Raw genomic sequence first — 21,654 nt, forward strand, 5'->3', positions numbered from 1 at the left:
CAATTTTAGTTGATCCCGGAAGGCAAACTCGCGTAATTGTATCATTTTATCTACTCACGCATCACATATCGTCCCCGCCCGTGAATATACTTAATTACCGACAGGCCAAACTGTGCCGCGTAATCAATGGGGGGTGCCTACATGTCAAATTCACACCAGCCTTACTCGTTCGTCGTATCCCGGGAAGATTGGTCGCTTCACCGCAAAGGGTACCAGGACCAGCAACGCCATCAGCAAAAGGTTAAAGATGTCATCAAGCAGAATCTGCCTGATTTGATTACTGAAGAAAACATCATTATGTCCGATGGACAACAAATCATCAAGGTACCAATCCGCAGTCTGGATGAGTACCGTTTTGTGTATAACTACCAAAAGCAAAAACATGTGGGGCAGGGAGACGGTGACAGTCAGGTCGGGGATGTCATTGGTCGTGATCCCGCTTCGAAGAAACCAGGCAAAGGTGAAAAGGCCGGAGATCAGCCCGGGCATGACATTGTTGAAGCCGAGGTGAGCATCGAGGAATTGGAAGATATGCTTTTTGCGGAACTGGAGCTTCCGGATCTGAAGCAAAAAGACAAGGATCAGATTGAGACACATACAGTGGTATTCAACGATATTCGCAAAAAAGGCATGCAGTCCAATATTGACAAGAAACGCACCATATTGGAGAACTTGCGCCGCAACGCCACTACCGGCAATCCGGGTATTCACCATATCAGTCCGGATGATCTGCGTTACAAGACGTGGGAAGACAAAATCATTCCACAGTCCAATGCAGTCATTATCGCCATGATGGACACTTCCGGGTCCATGGGCTCCTTTGAGAAATATTGCGCACGCAGCTTTTTCTTCTGGATGACCCGCTTCCTCCGCCGTCAGTATGAGAAGGTCGAGATTGTTTTCCTCGCCCATCATACCGAAGCCAAGGAAGTGACCGAGGAGGAATTCTTCACCCGCGGCGAAAGTGGAGGCACCATCTGCTCCTCTGTATATATGAAGGCACTGGAAATTATTGATAGTCGTTATCCACCTTCCAGCTACAACATCTACCCTTTCCACTTCTCGGACGGAGATAACCTGACCTCGGATAATGAGCGGTGTGTCAAACTGATTGGTGAGCTGATGAAGCGCAGCAACATGTTTGGATATGGCGAGGTGAACCAGTACAACCGCAGCAGCACACTCATGTCCGCCTATCGTCATATCAAGATCGACCAGTTCATGTATTATGTGATCAAAGAAAAAGGCGAAGTGTATAAAGCTTTGCGCAGCTTTTTCCAGAAACGGGAAGGAGGCAGCGTAAGATGACAGATGAAATCCGCGACCTTGAATACGCCATTGCCGAGATTATGGAGATTGCCGATGGATTCGGCCTGGATTATTATCCGATGCGTTATGAAATATGCCCTGCCGATATCATCTATACCTTTGGAGCGTATGGTATGCCGACCCGGTTCAGTCACTGGAGCTTCGGGAAGACTTTTCATAAAATGAAGATGCAATATGATTTTGGACTCAGTAAAATTTATGAGCTCGTAATCAATTCCAACCCTTGTTACGCCTTCCTGCTGGATGGCAACTCGCTGATCCAGAACAAGCTGATTGTCGCACACGTGCTGGCTCACTGCGATTTCTTCAAAAACAATGCCCGCTTCTCCAAGTCGAATCGCAATATGGTAGAGAGCATGGCCGCGACGGCTGATCGGATCAGCAACTATGAGATGGAATATGGTACAGAGGCTGTTGAAGCGTTCATTGATGCCGTTATTGCGATTCAGGAACATGTCGATCCACAGTTGATCAAACCCCGCCACTTGGACAAACAACGTTATATGGAGATGAAAATGCGGGAGCAGCGTGGGGAGAAAACGCCAAGGCCGGAAGGTCGCTATGATGACTTGTGGTCCCTTGATGATACCCAGCCCGAGGAAACACCTGCGGAGGGAATACAAGTGCATCACTTCCCACCAGAACCGGAAAAGGATGTCATGTGGTTTATCCAGGAATTTTCCGAAGTGTTGACGGATTGGCAGCGGGATATTATGAGTATGATGCGTGAGGAAATGCTCTATTTCTGGCCGCAGATGGAAACGAAAATTATGAATGAAGGCTGGGCCTCCTACTGGCATCAACGTATTATACGGGAGCTGGACCTGAACAGTGAAGATACGATTGAATTTGCCAAACTGAACTCTTCCGTCGTGCAGCCATCCAAGCAAAGTTTGAATCCCTACTATTTAGGGCTGAAAATATTCGAAGATATTGAACGTCGCTGGGATAACCCGTCCCGCGAAGAACGGGAACGTTTTGGGCGTCAACCAGGGCAGGGTCGTGCCAAAATGTTTGAGGTGCGCGAATTCGATTCCGATACCTCATTTATCCGCAATTACATGACCAAGCAATTAACCGAAGACCTCGACCTGTATGTATTCGAGAAAAAGGGCCCGGACTGGAAAATTACCGACAAGTCCTGGCAAAACATACGGGATCAGCTTGTATTTTCACGCATCAACGGTGGTTCTCCGTATCTCGTCGTTCAGGACGCCGATTACCTGCGCACAGGAGAACTCGTGCTCAAGCATCAATACGAGGGCATCGAGCTGGATCTGAAATATATGGAACGGACCCTGCCTTATCTGTACCGCCTTTGGGGGCGTACCGTCCATGTGGAAACACGGGTAGAAGATAAACCGATCTGGTTCACTTATGATGGCAAGAAGCACCACCGCAAGTTTTTATCATAACCATCTGCAATACACAATACAGACTACTTTCTACCTGTAGAACACAATAAAGCGGCAAGTCCCTGGCATATGGCGGGGACTTGCCGCTTGGCATTTCAGTGAATTTAGAGAATCGATGGAGTTCCATGCAACCGCAGTGGCACAAAAAAGTCATGCTCCACTTCGCTTGCCGGCAATGGACGACTGAAATAATATCCCTGAATTTCGCGGCAATCATTTTGCATCAGAATATCCAGCTGTCCTTTCGTCTCGATCCCTTCCGCGATCACTTCCATCTTCAGATTTTGAGCCATCGATATGATCGTGGCCACAATCGCCTGGTCACTCCGGCTCTCCGTAATATCCGTCACGAACGAACGGTCAATCTTTAACTTATGAATTGGAAAATGCTTCAAATAACTCAGCGAGCTATATCCTGTCCCGAAATCATCCAGGCTGATTTTGACTCCAAGCGCTGTAAGTTCATTCAGAATACCTGTGGATACGGATGCATCCATCATCATGCTCTCTGTAATTTCCAATTCAAGATAACGGGCATCGAGGCCCGACTCCGTGAGTGCATTTTTGACCTGCTCCACCAAATTGGATTGATGAAATTGCTGACTAGACAAGTTAACGGATACCGGAATGAGTGGTCCGCCACTGGCATGCCAAAGTTTCATCTGTCTGCACGCTTCGCGCAGTGTCCAGTTCCCGATCTCATAGATCAAGCCTGTCTCCTCAGCTAGTGGAATAAACACATTCGGAGACAGAACGCCCTTGTCTGGATGATTCCAGCGAATCAAAGCCTCTACGCCGATCATACGGCTGTCTTCTGTACGTATCTGAGGTTGATAATACAGAACCAGCTCGTCCCGTTCCAGTGCTTTACGCAAATACCCTTCCAGTTCAATTCGTTCATAAAGCTCCGAGTCCAGTTGGGCCGTGTAAAACTGAAAACCGTTCTTGCCGTTTTTCTTAACTTCATACATGGCAGAGTCTGCATGCTTCAACAACGCATCCGCTCCTGTTCCATGATACGGATACATTGCGATTCCGATGCTGGCTGTAACGTAAAAGTCATTTTCCTTTAATCGATAAGGTAGCTGAATCGCTCGCACAATCCGTTCTGCCAGTTCGGCTACCCGATCCTCATTCCCCTGCTCATTGGTAACGACCAGTGTGAATTCATCGCCCCCCATACGAGCAAGCATGACATTATCCGTCGCGTTCGGGTCTGAATCCTGGATTGCACTCATAATTCTGCTGCTCACTTCTCGAAGAAACACATCTCCAATGGAATGTCCCAGGGAGTCATTAATCATTTTGAAACGGTCAATATCCATCACCATAACCGCAAATGAACTTCCTGCTGCCCCCGAAGTCGCGATCGTGCTCTCCAGCACATCATCCAGCTTGCGTCGATTAGGAAGCCCGGTCAGCGGATCATGCAGAGCCTGATGGCGGATGCTTTCCTGAGCCTGTTTCTCCTCGGTGACGTCTTTAATCAGGATGTGGCTTCCCTGATGTTTACCATCAATCAGTACAGGCACTACAGCGATACTTAGATCAATCAGGTTTCCCTGAACGTTTTTCATTTTGCCCATAAAATGCTGCTGCTCACGGCTATCATCATCCCATTCCACATGATGCATTTCACTTGCCCAATGAATATCAACATGCTGTGAAATCTCATCAATAGAATGATGAATGATCTCTCTTTCTTGATACCCTGTAATACGTGTGACTGCAGCATTAATCCCCTTGATAGCCCCTTGTTTATCCACCGAAATAATGGCATCTGAATGGTTTTCGTAAAGGGCTTGATACCACTGTTCATTTTCATGAATCCGTCGATCCTTCTGAGATAGACGTTGATTAATAAAGATACCGAACAAGGTCAACCCCAAGGCAATAAAAGTACCCGCAGCGATCAGATATGCGAGAAGCGAAGGTTCAATCTGCATCCCCGAACCAGCCATTGCATCATGTGCATGATGAAACTGTGCAGCTGACATCCCCGTATAATGCATGCCCGAGATGCCCAGCCCCATAATGAGTCCGCTGCCCATCTTGTACACCCATGTATAACGTGACTGATGCTGCCGGAAGAAAAACATGAGCCACAAGGCAGCAAATGAAGCTAAAGCTGCGATCAGGATGGATAACAACACTATGCCTGGTTCATATGTGATGGTAACCGACATGGCAGCCATTCCGATGTAATGCATGCCGCTAATGCCTGCGGTCATGAGCACCCCTGCGATCAGGAGCTTGCTTATTTTACCTGACTGCTGACCTGCAATATTTAACGCAACACCAGATGCAATGATTGCAAGCAGAACGGATAGAAAGACCTCACCTGTGGAATACGACACATGCATGGGAAGAACAAAGGCCAGCATGCCCACAAAATGCATGGACCAAATTCCCAAACCCATTGAGACTGCCCCGCAGGTAAGCCAGATATTTCGGGACATGCCCTTAGCCAGACTTACCCGGCCCGCAAGGTCAAGCGCTGCATAAGAAGCCAACGCTGCAATAATGTAAGATAAAATAACCAGTTCTAAGTTGTACGTTCCATGTAGGTGATCCACTCACTTTGTCCTTTCAACCGGGAAATACCTTGTATGTATGCAAAATGTAAAAAAGAAGCGAGTGCGCTGTCTGGATGACAGGCACTCCCTCCACATCATTTGTCTGGAGACCACCGACTTGTTATAAAGCCAAAGTCATACATCTCTAACCCGTTAATATTGATGTATATAGTCTAAACGTCCCAGACGTGAAAATCAACACTTTTTTCCAGATAAAACGAATGTTTAATATTGTCGAATCCCCATCCACCACGCGCCTTGCAGGCGTTTATCCCTCATGCCATCCTTTCCTCGCCAACTTATTCACCTTGGACCAGTTTTGCCTTCTTGCGAACTTCTTCGGTCATCGTCTGTTCATAGCCCTTCACATCGAGCTTGTTGAATTCCTTCACATATTCATCCCAGACCTTGTTAAAGTCAGCCGGACTGGAGAGGACTAGTTTGGGCACATATTTCTTTTGCAAATCTGTACGTTTCTGTCCATAGATATGGGCTGGGGAACCTTGATCAAAAGCAATGCTCCAAGCCGGGTACCATGGACGTTCATCCGGCGCAGCGAACAGTTGAGAGAACGTCTCCACGCCATACTTCTCCAGAATGAGCTTATCTCCATCCGTATAGGAGAATTGGGCAACTTCGGGTTGTCGTTCTACACCGACAGAATTACCGTCAGGCAGAATCGATCCATTACCGTAACGCGGCCAGCTGTACTCAAAATATTTGAATCCGAACGATTGACGGAACTCATCTGAATCTGTTTTCCGGATCATTTCCGCAGAGCGCGTAAACCGCCCCTTGTCATCCACTTCGTAGGTTTCTCCTTCGATCCCCCAGTTGGACAGAATCTGATTCTCATCCATTAATAGGTTATCGAAGAATTGGATGATACGGACCGGATCTTCTGCACTTACGGTAATGCCAATCCCCCGGTTATTAACAAAGCTCGGCGGATCAGTATACTGATCCTTGGTGTTTGCGTCGTACACAATCGGCAGTGCCATATAACGCAAATCGTCATTACCGGCTTCCTTCAGATTGTTCATTTCCTGCCCTACCTGCCAGGCATAATCAAAGAATCCAAGCACTTTCCCACTGGTCACTTTCGCAAGATACTGGTCATAGTTATCGACAAAGGAGGACTTATCAAACAGCTCTAATGAATTCATTTCATTCAACTTCTGCATCCAGCGTTTGGTCTCTTCCGTAAGCCCATAGTCCTTGGCTTCCTTTGTCTGCATATCCACCATAATGGCTCCATCATTCGGATTACCTGCAAGGTGCATGGCCGGATTAGTGATCGTAAAAAATTTATCATCATACGTCAACGACAGGAGTCCAGTCAATCCTTCATCCTTATGTTTGTCAGCGTATTGTTTAATCAGATCCATGTATTCATCCAGTGTGGTGATCTTTGGATATCCAGCCTCCTTCAATACACGCCGCTGTATCCAGAATGCACCTTGATCCACATTCGGATTAGGCAGATAGTCTCCAACTACTGCGCTCATGGGCAGAAAATAAATGTTGCCATCTTCCTCTTTCATCAGGTTGTAATACGGCTCATACACCCGTTTAATGTTGGGTCCATACTGATCAATCAGATCGTTGAGAGGAATAAATGCACCCGCATCCACGATTTTGTCAATAGCCCCATCCGGGACCATCACATCCGGGTACTTATTGCTTGCAATCATCGTTCCGATTTTGGTATTAATATCACCAACCAGGTATTCAATTTTGAAATTAACCCCCGTTTGTTCCTCCAGCTTTTTGCCGATTGTGGTTTCATTTGTATTGATGTCCTTGCCCGAACCCGCTTTAAAATACGAGAATGTCACTTTCTCTGTGCTTACTTTGTCGTCTCCCCCTGCTCCAGCTTCCGGTTTAATCTCACTTCCTCCCCAGGAACAAGCCGTCACCATGGTTAAAGCTAATACTGCCGGCAGCCAGCGCTTCAGCATGTGATTAACCAATATGAACGCACCCTCTTTCCCCCCTCTAATGTAAGCACTTTCATTATAAGGTTGATGACAAGCTTTGTTTACCGGATAAACTATAGGTTTATGCCTTAGAATGTTTAATGCTTTGGTGGATTAGGTGAATCTTCAAGGGGTAAACCAATTTCCACACGTGTGCCTGTCCTGGCAGCGCTATCGATCTGAATATGGAACCGGCTATCGTAGATCAGCTTCAGACGATAGATGACATTCTGTACACCTACGCGATCACCCATAGCGTCTTCCGTTTTCACGTAAGAGAGCAGCTGCTTTCTTTTGTCCTCTGTCATACCTGCCCCGGAATCCTCCACCACACAGATCAGTTCTGTACCTGTTCGTCGAATACAAAGCCGAATTTCCCCGCCTTCCTTCAGTGGTTCGATACCATGAATGCTGGCATTTTCAACAAAAGGCAACAATGTCATCTTGGGAATGGAACAATTCGCAGCCTCTGGGTCCAGATCAATCGTATAATCCAGCTTGTGACCGAAACGATATTTCTGGATTTCAAGAAAACAGGTCACATACTCCAATTCCTCCCGTATGCTGACTTTATCCCGATTCCAGGTGAGGGCATTTCGAAAAATTTTAGCCATATGATAAATAATTCGTGCCGTCTCATCCTCATCTTTCATGAGGCTGCGCATGCGGATGGTCTCCAGCGCATTAAACAAAAAGTGTGGATTAATCTGGCTCTGCAATGCATTTAATTGGGCATGCCGCCGCTGTAACTCCAAATTTTTATGTTGAATGTCTGCTACATAGACGTCGTTAATCAAACGATGGATCGTCATCGTCATGCGATTGAATTCGGCTGTCAGCTGCCCAATCTCGTCCGACGATTCCGGCTGTCTGATCGGTTCAAATCGCTGATGCTTCACTTTTTCCATGTGTTTCAGTATTCGAGCCAGCCTCACGTGGATTGTACGTGTCATCCAGATAATGATCCAGGTCGGCAAAATCAGATTGATACAGGCCAGCACAACGACAAGGTGACTGGGTTTGCCCAATTCCTTGTAAATTTCGGATTCATCGAACACTCCGTTGATTTTCCATCCCTCCATTTCACCGGACAATGGATAAGCCATTTCGAACTCTTTCTTACTTTGTTGATCCATGACATCACTATAATTCACGAGTTGACTGGACCATGGGATACCAGAATCCGTCGAGTAGTCTATTTGTCCAGCCGGATTAATCAGATACAGGTTGCCCTGTACATTAAGGTTGGTGAAAATCTGGCGAATCGTCGATGGCTTCAGATCCAATCGTACGAACTTTTCCTTCCACCCGGGCAGAGCTTCATAATAATTGAGTTTGCGTAAAATGCTGAACGTCTGCCGATTCCCTTCAGGACCGGATCTCATCAGAATGGGTGCGGAATGTTTACTGTTTGCCAGCAGCCTGTATGGCTCGGACTGTCGAACCTCTTCGGTTAGAAACTCAACTCCCCCGGAAGGCAGTACACTTTTGTTATCCACATATATCGTCAAACCTTGGAGGGAGCGGTAACCGGAGTAATAGGTATTCAGGATTTTGCGAAGATAAGAATCGTAGGCTTCGATATACTGAACCGGATTGGTGTAATTCACATCCAGCATGTCATTCAGTATACTATCCGTATAAAAGCTTGAGGAAAAATCGGCCGCATTGCGAATTTCCCCCATAAATTGACTTCGAATCTGTTCCATTCCTTTGGAGAGGTCAGCCATTCGCTGGGATTTTACGTTCGCTATAGTCACCTGATAGAAAATAACATTAGTTAGAATAACGGGTACGAGTACAAAGAAGAGATATAAGATCAGCATTTTATCGCGTAAGCGGATATTATTAAAAAAGTTGAGCTTCACGCTTTCATCTCCCTACCCTTCATCCATGATGCGATTACGATATTCCGTAGGAGCGCATGATTCCTTTTTCTCAAATTGAGTTGCGAAATAATCACTGCTTCCGAACCCAACCCTCTCGGCGATTTCATATACTCGCATATCCGTCTGACGCAGCAGCTTCTTGGCTTCCTCCATCCGAAGTTGAAGCAGGAAGTCGTTGAAATACACGCCATACACCTTGCGGAAGCGTTGCCCCAAATAGACCGGATTCATGTAAAATTCGGAGGCAATACTTCTCAAACTAATATTGCTGCTGTAGTTGGCTTCAATATAATGTTTGATTTTTGTCATGGCACCCCTCTGATTGTACTGACGCTGTTCCGCCAGCTTCCGCGCTGAATCTAACATGAAAACCGTCAACAACTGTCTGGCCTCAGCCAATGTTCCCCGCTCCGCTTGCCATGCCAGAATGGGTTTGAACGAAGGTATCTCTTTCACATTCGCCTCAGCCGATTTCAGAATCGATAGTACCGCTGAGATCAGTTGGTGGATTGCAGACGTCACTGCAACAGGAGCGTAATTGGCCGTTCTCATATCGGTGAACCATTCACCCATTGCATACTCTAACGCCTGAATCCGTTGTTCCTCCATAAGTGTCAGGAGCTCCTGCTCCTTTTCATGATCGATATGCACCCACTGTACAGACTCATGCAGCATGTTATCATACAGAACGATCCCACTCTTCTCTGAAATAAATTTATAGGAAATCGCCTTCAGTGCGGTTTGATAGGCATGTCCAATGAGTAAAGGTTCATAACAAACCTTCCCGATATATATGCATACAGAGTCATGACCCATTTCGGCGAAGCAGGATTGCATTTGCCCGGCAACCGCATGTAGATTCATTGAATAAGGGCGTAGATGTTCCGCAGTTAACAGAACTCCGATACGTTCGCCGTGCTCTTTTACATGCAGATATGAGCGATTTGCATACATCTTTCCAAGAACAGACTGCACAATCCGGCCAAAATTTTCTCCGTTCCTGGCCCCCGGCCCCTCCTCTTGAACAGTATCCGAAACCTGGAAATGTGGCGTGTTATTCTCAAACAGCAGATATGCCAGCGGATCGTTAGCACTTGTACCCGTCAGTTCAATCCATTGTTCAACCGTTTCCAAATCCGATTCGCCATAAATAAACTGATTAAGTAATCTGACGTATTCCTGCTCCCATCGGGTTTGTTCAGCATGCTTGCGCCGATTCAACTCCTCCGCCAACTTGCGTAAAGTCCCTTCCAGTTCAATCTCATCAATTGGCTTCAAAATATAATCCTGTACCCCGTACCTCACGGCCTGCTGGGCATAAGCAAAATCATTATATCCACTCACGATGATAAAATAGGGCTGTTTGCACTTATTTAGAACCTGCTCATTACGCTCAACCGTGCGCCGGATCAATTCCAGTCCATCCATCTCCGGCATACGTATGTCCGTAATGACAACGTCAGGCTGTAGCTCTTCGATCCGGGTACTAGCCTCATCCCCATCATTCGCCTCTCCAGCCACTTCGAACCCGCATGCTTCCCAGCGGATCAGTTTTCTAAGTCCTTTTCGTGCGTATACTTCATCATCAACCAGCAGTACCCGATGCATGCCCATCACCCTTCCCTTTGAATGACAATTGCAGTGTCCCTATATTCATCAGTAAAAAGAAAGCGATTACATAAAATTTTGTATTATTCTGCCTTTTATTGTTAAGGTCTGTGTGGTAAAAAGTCAACAGCTTTTCCTGCAAGCATTGCACAACAACTTCTGATCTCCGTTATTTCCCAAAAAGAAATGGCATACCAAAAAAGCACAGCCCATAGGCTGTGCTGGTTTGAAGACCTTTACGCTTGCACAGGTGCAGTCGTTTGGCGAATCACCAGATTGGATGGCTCCGTAACAACTGGAGGAGTATATGCAGGATTTTCAATCATGGCGATCAGATATTCGATGGATTTGATTCCAATGGAATGAATGTTTTGATTAATCGTGGTCAACCCTGGTTTGAACACTTCCGCATAGTATGTGTTATCAAATCCGACAACAGATACATCCTCAGGCACCCGTAAACCATGCTTCTCAATTTCGTGGATTGCACCAAAAGCAGACATATCTGAAGCACAGACAATCCCCGTAGGCTGGTCCTTCAATGCAAGCAATCGGCGAGCTGCCTTACTGCCACCATCGAAAGAATAGTCACAGACCTCCAGATACACCGTTGAATATGGAATGCCGCAGACTCGCAAACCTTCCCGATATCCATCCAGTCGAAGATTCGCTACGGCAGGCCCAAGTGTACCTGAAATATAGGCAATTTTCTGGTGACCCAGTTCATGCAAATGCTTCACACTCATGGCAATGGCATTTGCATTATCCGTCGTTATGTATCCTGCCCGCTTGCCAAACAAGTCGGTATCAACGAACATCGTCGGAATCTCAGCAGTAACCAATTCCTGAATACTCTCGTTGTCTCTTCCTTCCCCGAATACAACAACGCCATCCACATTTCGGCTGCGGCAATGTTTAATAAACGAGTATGTCGGATCATCAAAACGTGTAGATAAGCGAACAAGATCGTATCCGCTGTTTTCCAGCGCTGTTTTGATTCCTTCAAGCAACTCCGATACAAACGGATTGGTAAAAGGAACCGTCAACAATACACCTACCGTCCAAGAACGGCGTTTTACAAGTCCACGTGCAACCACATTCGGTTGATATTTCAATAGTTCGATGGCTATATTGACTTTTTTGCGAGTTTTGTCACTTACATCGGGATAATCGTTCAGCACTTTGGAAACGGTTGCAACAGATACGCCCGCCTCTTTGGCCACATCATGGATAGAAGCCACCTGATCACCTCAACCTCTTTCAAATCCCCTGTCTCCGGCTGCATTCACTATAACATCGGCAGGTTTGTCTACCCATTATAGCTTAAAACAGCCAGAAACGGTATCTCAGCTTCCAGCCAGTATTACCGCCTATTCCTGTTGATCTAATTTCCTGAGATCAAGTGCCAGTTTCTCCATAGTGGTAGCAAAAACCGCAAGCTCTTCTGAACGGGATGCCTGACGCCTTGCTCCCGAAGCAGTGTGCTCTGACTCCTGTTGAACACTGCCCAGCTTCTTCATGATCTGTGCCAAGTTCGACTGAATTTTTCCTTGAGCCTCACGGGAACTAGCCGCAAGCTTGCGAACCTCACTGGCAACCACCTCGAATCCCCGTCCAAATTCTCCTGCATGTGCAGCTTCAATGGCGGCATTCAAACCCACGAGATGACTCTGATCCGAGATTTCACGAATGATCTCACCCATTTTGCCAATCTGATGAATTTCCTTAGTCAGCTCTTCCAACAGTCCATTGGCCTGATCCTGAGAGGCAGCCGTTTCTCTAGCCACATCAGAGATCGCCTGAGCATTTTCGTTCAATTCACTAATCATGCCCGTCAACTGCTGGGTAATCTGCGTGATCGCCAGCAACGTATGCTGCTGATCTTCAGCGAGTTGATTTAATTTTTCCTTTTCCTTCTTCTCGTAAGCCTCCAATACAAGCTGTGAGTCGAGGTTGAACATTTTACTAAGGGCCTGAATGACCACATGCCAGCGTTCAGGAATGACTTGCTGGAATATGCTTGTTGCAATATCGAGATAAACCATATACGTGCCCAAGTAATAATCTTCGGACAAACCAATGCGGGAATGGACCAGTCCGATTGCAATGCGCTGTTCAATGTATGCATCATCAACTACACCATCGGTCATGGATAACCAGTATAGCTTTTGTGTTTCCTTCAAACGATCAATGGAAGAGAAGCGGGCAATCAGATCGACCAAATTCGGATAATTTCCCACATGATTGTAGAAGTGGTCCACCACTTCGTCCACGACTTTCTCAAAAGCAGGTCGATGATCAGCAAGCAATTGCAGATCTCCGGCTGTCAATCCAATATAATCAAGTTGTTGTTGTCTTGCTATAGCAATACTCATAACTAGTTCTGTCAGCTCCTTAATAACCACAAAAAATATTAAATTGTAAATATCTGTATCGATTATAGACTAAATGACCTAATTTAACATATACCATAAGAACTAATTTGTCATGGAATTGACCTTCTTTGTCAGTTTATTAGTCTTAATTGTACATCTCCCCCATATAAAAAGACCCCTGACCCTGCTGTGAAGGAGCCTCACAGCAGGCGTCAGGAGCCTGATCCGGAATGGTTCGTTGCAGATCAGCGATTCAACAGACTGCCCACATAACGGAGCAGTTCATTCGCGCTGGCTGCGGTATATCCATGTTCTTCAATCAACCGTTTAATCACTTCATTCATTCGTTTCAGTTGCGTTGCATCTGGTGTCTTGGTTGAAGTTGTAATCTTCACAATATCCTTCAAGTCAGTGAACAGTTTCTTTTCAATCGCTTCACGCAAACGATCATGACTGCTGTATTCAAACTTCCGTTCCTTGCGGGAATAAGCCGAGATGCGGATCAATATCTCTTCCCTGAAAGCCTTTTTGGCATTTTCGGAAATACCGATCTGCTCCTCTATCGAACGCATCAAGCGCTCATCCGGGTCCATCTCCTCATCCGTCAGTGGATCACGAATTTTGGACCAGTTGCAGAATGCCTCGATATTATCGAGGTAATTTTCGAACAGCGTTCTGGCCGACTCTTCGAACGAGTAGACAAATGCTTTCTGCACTTCCTTCTTCGCCAGCTCATCATATTCTTTCCGAGCCAGGGCAATAAAGTTCAGATAACGCTCACGTTCCTCTTTTGAAATCGAAGCATGCTGATCCAGACCATCCTTGATCGCCCGGAGAATATCCAGCGCGTTAATGCACTGAAGGTTTTGCTTAATCAAAGCACTGGATATCCGGTTGATGACATAACGCGGATCAATGCCCGACATGCCTTCATCCAAATATTCATTTTGCATCTCACGCAGATCAGCTTCTTTGTACCCTTCGACTTCTTCACCGTCATACATACGCATTTTTTTGACCAGATCCATGCCTTGTTTCTTCGTTTCTTTCAAGCGGGTAAGTATGGAGAAAATGGCTGCAGTCCGCAGGGCATGCGGTGCAATATGGACATGCTTCATATCACTTTGCTGAATGAGCTTGCCATAAATCTTCTCTTCCTCGGAGACCTTCAGGTTGTAGGGAATTGGCATGACGATCATCCGGGATTGCAAGGCTTCATTCTTTTTGTTGGAAATAAATGATTTGTACTCGGATTCATTCGTATGCGCCACAATCATTTCATCCGCACTGATCAAGGCAAATCGGCCTGCTTTAAAATTTCCTTCCTGCGTCAGTGATAACAGGTTCCACAGAAACTTCTCATCACATTTCAGCATTTCCTGAAATTCCATCAATCCACGGTTGGCCTTGTTCAATTCACCGTCAAAACGATAGGCGCGTGGATCGGACTCGGAGCCGAATTCAGTAATGGTTGAGAAGTCGATACTTCCCGTCAGATCGGCAATATCCTGGGATTTGGGATCGGATGGACTGAATGTTCCGATTCCCACCCGGTTATCCTCGGAAATGGTGACCCGTTCCACTCGCACCTTGCTGATATCACCGCCATATTCGGTCCGAAGACGCATCTGGCAGGATGGGCAGAGATTGCCCTCAATGCGGACACCAATCTCCTTTTCCACTTCGGGGCGAAGCTCCAGCGGAATCAGATGCAAGGGCTCCTCATGCATTGGGCATCCGTCAATGGCGTATATAGCACCCTTCTCTGTGCGGGAGAATTGTTCAAGGCCACGTTTCAGCAGCGTTACCAGTGTTGACTTACCTCCGCTGACCGGACCCATAAGCAGCAGAATCCGTTTGCGAACATCCAGACGGCGTGCTGCCGAGTGGAAATATTCTTCCACCAGCTTTTCAATGGACCGATCCAGCCCAAAAATCTCCTGTTCAAAAAACTTGTACCGTTTGTGCCCCCCAACTTCTTCCACGCCAAATGATTCAATCATCTGGTACACTCGTGCGTGAGCCGTCATTGCCGGAGTCGGGTCCTCTCTCAGCAGTGCAATATAATCTTCAAATGTCCCGTTCCATGATAAACGGTCACTCTCTGCCCGATGTTCCGCAACGCGTTCAAAAATATTCATGCTTGGTACCTCCCATGGCTCCTTTAGTGTGATTGTCAACCATTCCGAATGGTATGAAGAAATCAATAGAATTACGGCTTGTGCTTGAATACCAATCTTGCGGTCCGGATTAGTCCCGCCACCCTCTGTCCAAACATCGTGTATTGTTGTGAAAAGTGTATTACATACCTATGCGGCAAATCGGATAAGTTGACCTCTTTTTTTTCAATCTGCGGGTCTTAATTTGAGGCTTTCCCTGTTCTATCAGACATCTTGTGCGCTCAGAAAAAAAAGAACGGATATGATATAATGAAGGTTCTAAATTCAGAAAACGGAACAATAGATGGCCAGAGACGAGCCACTTCAGGGAAGGAGCAGAACCGATGGCAGTAAAGTATGAAACCGAGTTATATTCGCCTGTAAAGGCTTTTTTCGAACGACGCGGCTACGACGTGAAGGCTGAAGTCAAACATTGTGACCTGGTTGGGGTCAAATCGGATCAAAATGAACCACTCATTGTGGAGATGAAAAAAACATTTAATCTGTCTCTGCTGTTACAGGGAATGCAGCGCCTGAAGCTCAGCCCCTTCGTGTATCTGGCTGTTGAGCGGAACCGCAGCAAGCGTGGTGCCGTGAACCAGCGCTGGGGCGAATTGACCGCACTGTGCAGACAACTTGGGCTAGGGCTTATCACCGTTACGTTCTACAAAACCAAATCACCTCTGATTGATGTGCTGTGCGAACCTGCTGCCCAAGCTCCTATGTCTGGTAGCGGCAGCACCGGTGTCCGTAAAGGCGGTATCCGGCGGCAACGACTGCTGAAGGAATTCGACGAGCGAAGTGGTGACTACAACACAGGAGGAAGCACACGCAGGCAGCTGGTCACCGCTTACAGGGAAAAAGCATTATGTGTAGCTTCCGCCCTTCGCGCTCAGGGAGAAGCCTCCCCCGCCTCAATCAGTAAACAGACAAGTGTGGGTTCCGCTGCGGCCATTTTGCAAAAAAACTATTATGGCTGGTTCGAGCGCTTATCCCGTGGACGATATGTGCTGACGGTTAAGGGTGTGCAGGCACTAACTGAGCATGCTCACATGCTTGAGGATAATGATATGATTGAACGGAGTATAAATGAACTAGAAATGGATTTTTCCTTGAATCAACATGACGACAGTGAGCTAGAGCTTATTGCGGAAGTAGCGGAGCCCTACCTGATCCATGGAAAGAATGACTGAGGCAACAGGTAACGTAGCTTCATGCAAAATGAAGATGCAAAAAAGCCCATCATCTCCAATGGAGATAATGGGCTTTTTCGTGTTTCTCTATATTAGGCTATTAGAAGCTTGCTGCTACTTCGGAAGCCAATTTCAGACCTGCTGCTACGATCTCTTGGGAACGGTCAGGTGAAGCATTGTGGCCTTCAACGATAACCAGTTCAGGGTTTTGGATACCCCAGAAGTTCAGTACATTAGTTACATATTTAACGGACATTTCAGCGGATGCCATAGGCTCTACGGAGTAAACTCCGCCACGTGCGTTCAGCAATGCCACTTTTTTGTCGCCTACCAGACCTACAGGGCCTTCAGCAGTGTATTTGAACATTTTTCCAGCTTGGCTCAGGTATGAAATGTAGTTCACCAGTGGTGCTGGAACAGTGAAGTTCCACAGTGGGAATGCAAATACTACTTTGTCTGCTGCCAAGAATTGATCTTGCAATTGTGCTGCCAGTGCAGCTGCTTTTTGCTCTTCAGCAGTTGCTTCGATACCATTAGCGGCTTTGTATCCACCTGTAATTACAGTGTTGCCGTAGTAAGGAATATCTGTATTGTAGAGATCCAGTTCGGTAACTGTGTCACCTGGGTGGGATTCTTTGTATGCGCTCAAAAATGCATCGTACAATTGTACGCTGACTGCTTGATCTGCAGGACGGTCGTTTGCTTTGACAAATAAAATGTTAGACATGTTCGTTCCCCCGTTAGTTAAAATATATGAGTGCTTCTCCTGAACTTGCAATGATTGCAGCTTATATAAAGAAAACAACAACTCATTAATACATATTATATATAAAAATGTTAGTGGATGCAATAACGTAATTACTTTGGGGGTAACCTATTTGCTTCCAAATCCAATGCCTGGAACTTCTGTTGTCCCAGGTTCCAGGTATGAATTTGACCCTACATTCTTTCTTTTCTAAATCCGGTTTAGCTCCGGGCTGTAAACTCTGTTATGGACTCACTGATCAGATTCATGCCAAGCAGCAACTCATCCCGGCCCGGATGGCTGAAGTTCAACCGGATGTACCGATAATCCTGTTCACCCGTGGAGCAGAGGGAACCGGGAAGGAAGGACACCCCTTTTAACAGCGCTGCTTTGAGCAGAGCTCCGCTGTCCAATCCATCCGGTAACTGTACCCACAGATACATCCCCCCTTCAGGAATGCTATACTGACTGCCTTTCCAACCCGGGCGCTTCAACAATTCGAGCATAAGCTTGAGTCTGGTCTTATACTCCCTGTTCAGCATGGAGAGATGATCACTCCACTTAAAAGGAGAATGGGCAAGCAGTTGATACAATAACCGCTGATTCATGGGACTGGACTGTCCGTCTGCTATCCGTTTCACGGAGGCCATAGCCTGGATCAAGGCCGGATGTCCGGCAGCCCAACCTGTACGCAGGGCAGGTGCTACAGTTTTGCTAAACGAACCAATGTAGAGAACATGTCCACCCTGATCCGCTGTATCCAGCGCAAAGAGGGAAGGATATTTCCGGTAGAAGTCTGCTGGTTCCAATCCATCGAAATGAAGTTCACCATAGGAGTCATCTTCCACGAGCAGCACTCCGTAGCGTGAACACAGATCAAGCACAGCCTCACGCCGTTCCATACTCCAAAGCACGCCGGTTGGATTAGAAAAACTGGGTGCAGCAAAAAGCAGCTTCGGTCTCACCTGCTGCATGTGATGCTCCAAAAGATCAGGCAAAATGCCATCCCCATCGCCTGTGACGGGCACGATTTTGGCACCTTGCATCTCCAGAACCTCGAGACAGCCTGGAGAGGTAGGATGCTCGACCAGTACGGAATCTCCAGGCTCAAGCAGCAAACGCATCACAAGATCGATGGCCTGCTGGGTTCCTGTGGTCAATAGAATCTGCTCCGGGACTGTCCGTATGCCCTTGCGAGCATTCCAATCGTTGTCCAGCCATTCTCTCAACGGTCTGTACCCTGCCTGCTCGCCATACTGCAATGCGGAGGGTCCGGAACTAAATACAGACACTGCTGCTTCTTCCAGCAGTTTGAATGGAAACAGCTCCTCCGCAGGCAGTTCTTCTGCCAGAGAAATGAAATAATCCCGACCAGACATCTCACGTATGTCCCTCAGCGGTGATGTCAAAAGCCTGTTTGTACGGGAGGCGAAGAAATACTTCATCGGTCCGTTCCCCTTTCATCCCTAATCCGAACTGTGCTCGCAGTCCGTAGCCCCTACAACCTATTCCTGTTGGACACTGAATATGACCAGACCGGAAACTTGACGAGTCATCGTACATAGGGATTCATGGAACCATGCTCGTCAGGATACGGTTTTGGTCTGCCTCGCATATAAAGCGTAACGTTCAATCGCCTGTGCCCTGCTGCTTACATCCAGTTTCACGTATATTTTACGCAGGTAATTATCAATCGAACGTCTGCTAACGTTAATCTCACTGGCTATTTTATCATAGGTTACGCCCTGAACAATTCTTTCCATGATAAAAGTTTCGGTTTCTGTTAATTCAACAATAAGTTCTTCTGCAGGAGATTCGACGGGCTGAGCCCACTCTGAACTGGCTAACCAGGATAATGGAATGGATACACATCCCTCACGCAACCCGGAAATCAGATGAATCAGCTGGCTAGGGGAAGCCTGTTTGGACAGCATACCACTAGCACCAAGACTGATCAGATGACGAAATAATTTTACATTGTCCTCGTCCGTTAGAATAATGATGTGACTATGAGCCGACAGATTTTTCATTTGGGATATATACTGATCCGCCTGGCCCTCAGGAAGCCGGTAATCCATCAAAATCAGATCGGGCTGGTGAATGTTCACCAGGTCAAGACCTTCGGACCCGGTCGAAGTCATCCCCCGTACCAACAGATCCTGCTGTTCTTCCAAAATCAATTTTGTTCCCAGCATGCTGGTGGGGTGGATATCTACGATGACCACCTGCCATACTTTTTTCATTGTTGTTCCCCCTGTTATGTATTGGACAAATTCCTTTTCTACCATCAGCCATGATAATGCCTCTATCCTTGCGACAGTCCGTGTATAGAAGAAGTAAAAGTCGGATAATGTCGAAAACAGAAAAAACAATTGATACAGCTGTAAGAACAGCTCTATTTCTACTGTATTTTGCTGTCGTCACATCAGGACTTTTGTCTTCCCAAGCGAAGAAAGATCAAAATATAGTATAAATTTCCTGCATTTCTATCTAAAAAAGTCGAAAAACTTGCCCAAAGTTCCTACTTATTGCATCTATAAGAAATTGTATCCTAGGACTTCCTTCCGATGCAATCTCTTTTTATCCTATTACTCAAAGAATTTCATTTTTGCGTAATCAATAGTGGCATGATAGAATGAGGACTGGAAAATTTTTTGTACCTATAAATAACCAGGAGTGATGATATGAAACCTTCTGTCCAACCCTCTGACATCCATCACACCCGGAGCGCCAAAGGTAAGGCCGGATCTTCAGTCAAGCTGTTTCTGGTCATGTGGATTGTTCTCATTGCACTTGGAGTACTCGGAACCTACTATTATAGTAACCACCTCCAGCAACAGATGATTAATCAGCTTCAGACCCATAATCAACAGCAGATTGCAGCGCTCAAAGCCGACTACGAAAAGCAGCTAACAACGATATCCAAGGAAGTAGCGGACCTACAGGGCCAGGTACAGTCCTTTAATGAATTGCTGACTTTCACCAAGGATAATGCAAACGATAAAACCGACAACAGCAACAAATTGTATACCCAGCTGAGCGAAGTCAAAAAACAACTGGAGACACTCCAGAAAAAGATGGACCTGCTCAAATGATTACACCCGTAAAAAAGGTTAATCGTTTATTTATGCTTGCACTTGCTCCTTTTGTTGGATTGATGTTATGCATGCTGCTGATTCGTCCTCCGCTTGAACCGGGAGACTTCATTCATTCCGGTCTGGCTGAAGAGAATGTTACACCCCGGACCCAGGCAATTAGCCAAGAGCTTGCAGGGGCAAAAGAAGCTGCTGTTCAGACTTCTTCTTCTATTAAAAGAACAACACAGCTGTACAATCAGACAACGAGTACGATGTCGACGCTTGTACAGAAGGCTACGGTTCAAGCCGCTCGCCCGGAAACGATCTATAATCAACGGATCTCATCCAAGCTGGGCGTTCCGTTTGAACGGATAGACAGTGATCGACTTACGATTGAACTCTATAGGGTCAATCCAGGCGCCTATAAGGGCTATGCCATGAAAATCAAGCTAAAAGACCCCACGGCCATGAAGATGGCTCTGGACAGCGAGCCAGGCCGATCTGAGACAACTATGCAAGCGGTCAAGCGCAGCGGTGCCATTGCCGGAATTAATGCCGGAGGATTCGCCGACAGCGGCGGAAAACGGTATCCGCTGAGTACTACCGTTATGGACGGCAAGTATGTGAATGGTTTTCAGGCCAGCTTTAAGGATCTGTTTTTTGTAGGTCTTGATGATGCCGGTAAGCTGGTAGGCGGTAAATTTTTCGACAAAAGTTCCCTGGATCGCCTACAACCCCAATTTGGTGCCACATTTGTACCCGTGCTCTTGCAGAATGGACAAAAAACGGTCATTCCCACCAAATGGAAAGTCTCACCCAAGCGGGCTCCACGCACCGTGATCGGCAACTACAAGGACGATCAATTGTTGATTATCGTTGTTGACGGGTATAACGAAGGGGGCAGCTCAGGAGCCACCCTGGAAGAGCTGCAAGGACGTTTGTACAAGCTTGGCGTCGTGGACGCCTATAATCTGGATGGTGGTGGATCGTCCTCACTCATCGTGAACAACCGGGTTGTGAATAACCCTTCGGATGGGAGCCTCCGACCGGTCCCTACTCACTTTTTATTTTACAAATGATGGAGTGAAGCATTTCTTTTCTTCCTATAATGGTTATAATAGAAGTAAAGATTTTGCAGGAGGTGCTATGGTATGTCATTTTCACTGACATTTTGGATTATTGCAATTGTATTGGCTCTCTTCCTTACAGGCATTCTCACTTCATCCTACAACAATGACAAAACTAAGGGCCTTTGAGGGCCAAGCCTCTCCTGGTGAGAGGTTTTTTCATTTTATAATGGGTCAAATAA

General features: G+C 46.5%; 15 protein-coding genes. 5 read left to right on the forward strand and 10 right to left on the reverse strand.

Annotation, left to right across the window (positions count from 1 at the left end; genetic code table 11):
* The first annotated feature begins 141 nt into the window (after positions 1-141).
* Together yhbH and gpAD87_RS17220 are read left to right on the forward strand one after the other, a co-directional pair.
* On the forward strand, positions 142-1,308 hold the full coding sequence (yhbH, locus tag gpAD87_RS17215) for a sporulation protein YhbH (RefSeq protein WP_053780501.1): 1,167 nt from the start codon (positions 142-144) through the stop codon (positions 1,306-1,308).
* Positions 1,305-2,744 carry a SpoVR family protein gene (locus gpAD87_RS17220; RefSeq protein WP_064639391.1) on the forward strand — a complete coding sequence of 480 codons (1,440 nt, stop codon included), beginning with the start codon at positions 1,305-1,307 and terminating at the stop codon, positions 2,742-2,744. The genes yhbH and gpAD87_RS17220 overlap by 4 nt, the downstream gene beginning before the upstream one ends.
* Before the next feature lie 104 nt (positions 2,745-2,848).
* On the opposite strand, the gene gpAD87_RS17225 is transcribed toward gpAD87_RS17220, so the two are convergent.
* The 7 genes from gpAD87_RS17225 to gpAD87_RS17255 all read right to left on the reverse strand — a co-directional run bounded on the left by gpAD87_RS17225 (position 2,849) and on the right by gpAD87_RS17255 (position 15,312).
* The gene (locus gpAD87_RS17225; RefSeq protein WP_064639393.1) at positions 2,849-5,320 is read right to left on the reverse strand and encodes an EAL domain-containing protein; all 2,472 of its coding nucleotides are present in this window, start codon (positions 5,318-5,320) and stop codon (positions 2,849-2,851) included.
* Positions 5,321-5,619: 299 nt separating this feature from the next.
* The gene (locus gpAD87_RS17230; RefSeq protein ID WP_064639395.1) at positions 5,620-7,281 is read right to left on the reverse strand and encodes an ABC transporter substrate-binding protein; all 1,662 of its coding nucleotides are present in this window, start codon (positions 7,279-7,281) and stop codon (positions 5,620-5,622) included.
* Between the two features lie 116 nt (positions 7,282-7,397).
* Entirely contained in the window at positions 7,398-9,167 is a 1,770-nt protein-coding gene (locus gpAD87_RS17235; RefSeq protein WP_331710889.1) for a sensor histidine kinase, read from the reverse strand.
* Positions 9,168-9,179: 12 nt separating this feature from the next.
* The gene (locus tag gpAD87_RS17240) at positions 9,180-10,796 is read right to left on the reverse strand and encodes a response regulator (protein WP_197521432.1); all 1,617 of its coding nucleotides are present in this window, start codon (positions 10,794-10,796) and stop codon (positions 9,180-9,182) included.
* A 236-nt stretch (positions 10,797-11,032) separates the two neighbouring features.
* Positions 11,033-12,037 carry a LacI family DNA-binding transcriptional regulator gene (locus tag gpAD87_RS17245; protein ID WP_064639398.1) on the reverse strand — a complete coding sequence of 335 codons (1,005 nt, stop codon included), beginning with the start codon at positions 12,035-12,037 and terminating at the stop codon, positions 11,033-11,035.
* Between the two features lie 129 nt (positions 12,038-12,166).
* Positions 12,167-13,171, reverse strand: coding sequence for a globin-coupled sensor protein (locus tag gpAD87_RS17250; RefSeq protein ID WP_063564262.1), 1,005 nt, complete (start codon positions 13,169-13,171; stop codon positions 12,167-12,169).
* A gap of 245 nt (positions 13,172-13,416) precedes the next feature.
* Positions 13,417-15,312, reverse strand: coding sequence for a PrkA family serine protein kinase (locus tag gpAD87_RS17255; RefSeq protein ID WP_064639400.1), 1,896 nt, complete (start codon positions 15,310-15,312; stop codon positions 13,417-13,419).
* A gap of 362 nt (positions 15,313-15,674) precedes the next feature.
* On the opposite strand from gpAD87_RS17255, the gene gpAD87_RS17260 reads away from it, so the two are divergent.
* On the forward strand, positions 15,675-16,523 hold the full coding sequence (locus gpAD87_RS17260) for a DUF2161 domain-containing phosphodiesterase (protein WP_064639402.1): 849 nt from the start codon (positions 15,675-15,677) through the stop codon (positions 16,521-16,523).
* Between the two features lie 100 nt (positions 16,524-16,623).
* On the opposite strand, the gene gpAD87_RS17265 is transcribed toward gpAD87_RS17260, so the two are convergent.
* The 3 genes from gpAD87_RS17265 to gpAD87_RS17275 all read right to left on the reverse strand — a co-directional run bounded on the left by gpAD87_RS17265 (position 16,624) and on the right by gpAD87_RS17275 (position 19,511).
* Complete coding sequence (locus gpAD87_RS17265) at positions 16,624-17,250, reverse strand: FMN-dependent NADH-azoreductase (protein WP_063564259.1); 627 nt, start codon at positions 17,248-17,250, stop codon at positions 16,624-16,626.
* A 239-nt stretch (positions 17,251-17,489) separates the two neighbouring features.
* Complete coding sequence (locus gpAD87_RS17270; protein ID WP_064639404.1) at positions 17,490-18,713, reverse strand: aminotransferase-like domain-containing protein; 1,224 nt, start codon at positions 18,711-18,713, stop codon at positions 17,490-17,492.
* Between the two features lie 141 nt (positions 18,714-18,854).
* Positions 18,855-19,511 carry a response regulator transcription factor gene (locus gpAD87_RS17275; protein WP_063564257.1) on the reverse strand — a complete coding sequence of 219 codons (657 nt, stop codon included), beginning with the start codon at positions 19,509-19,511 and terminating at the stop codon, positions 18,855-18,857.
* Between the two features lie 441 nt (positions 19,512-19,952).
* Between gpAD87_RS17275 and gpAD87_RS17280 the strand changes: the two genes are divergently transcribed.
* Both gpAD87_RS17280 and gpAD87_RS17285 read left to right on the forward strand, forming a co-directional pair.
* Positions 19,953-20,363: a hypothetical protein gene (locus gpAD87_RS17280; protein WP_063564256.1), complete on the forward strand. Its 411-nt coding sequence runs from the start codon at positions 19,953-19,955 to the stop codon at positions 20,361-20,363.
* On the forward strand, positions 20,360-21,424 hold the full coding sequence (locus tag gpAD87_RS17285; RefSeq protein WP_064639406.1) for a phosphodiester glycosidase family protein: 1,065 nt from the start codon (positions 20,360-20,362) through the stop codon (positions 21,422-21,424). Before gpAD87_RS17280 ends, gpAD87_RS17285 begins: the two co-directional genes overlap by 4 nt.
* The last annotated feature ends 230 nt before the right edge of the window (positions 21,425-21,654 follow it).

It is taken from the genome of Paenibacillus sp. AD87 (genome assembly GCF_001659845.1).
In the GTDB taxonomy this organism is placed as follows: Bacteria; Bacillota; Bacilli; order Paenibacillales; family Paenibacillaceae; genus Paenibacillus; species Paenibacillus marchantiae.

Bases quoted from the DNA above. Each gene is read 5' to 3' on its own strand.
- gpAD87_RS17240 (WP_197521432.1), bottom strand. From the start codon at position 10,796: ATGCATCGGGTACTGCTGGTTGATGATGAAGTATACGCACGAAAAGGA.
- gpAD87_RS17280 (WP_063564256.1), top strand. From the start codon at position 19,953: ATGAAACCTTCTGTCCAACCCTCTGACATCCATCACACCCGGAGCGCC.
- gpAD87_RS17260 (WP_064639402.1), top strand. From the start codon at position 15,675: ATGGCAGTAAAGTATGAAACCGAGTTATATTCGCCTGTAAAGGCTTTT.
- gpAD87_RS17265 (WP_063564259.1), bottom strand. From the start codon at position 17,250: ATGTCTAACATTTTATTTGTCAAAGCAAACGACCGTCCTGCAGATCAA.
- gpAD87_RS17230 (WP_064639395.1), bottom strand. From the start codon at position 7,281: ATGCTGAAGCGCTGGCTGCCGGCAGTATTAGCTTTAACCATGGTGACG.
- gpAD87_RS17250 (WP_063564262.1), bottom strand. From the start codon at position 13,171: ATGAGTATTGCTATAGCAAGACAACAACAACTTGATTATATTGGATTG.
- gpAD87_RS17285 (WP_064639406.1), top strand. From the start codon at position 20,360: ATGATTACACCCGTAAAAAAGGTTAATCGTTTATTTATGCTTGCACTT.
- gpAD87_RS17255 (WP_064639400.1), bottom strand. From the start codon at position 15,312: ATGAATATTTTTGAACGCGTTGCGGAACATCGGGCAGAGAGTGACCGT.
- gpAD87_RS17220 (WP_064639391.1), top strand. From the start codon at position 1,305: ATGACAGATGAAATCCGCGACCTTGAATACGCCATTGCCGAGATTATG.
- gpAD87_RS17275 (WP_063564257.1), bottom strand. From the start codon at position 19,511: ATGAAAAAAGTATGGCAGGTGGTCATCGTAGATATCCACCCCACCAGC.
- yhbH (WP_053780501.1), top strand. From the start codon at position 142: ATGTCAAATTCACACCAGCCTTACTCGTTCGTCGTATCCCGGGAAGAT.
- gpAD87_RS17270 (WP_064639404.1), bottom strand. From the start codon at position 18,713: ATGAAGTATTTCTTCGCCTCCCGTACAAACAGGCTTTTGACATCACCG.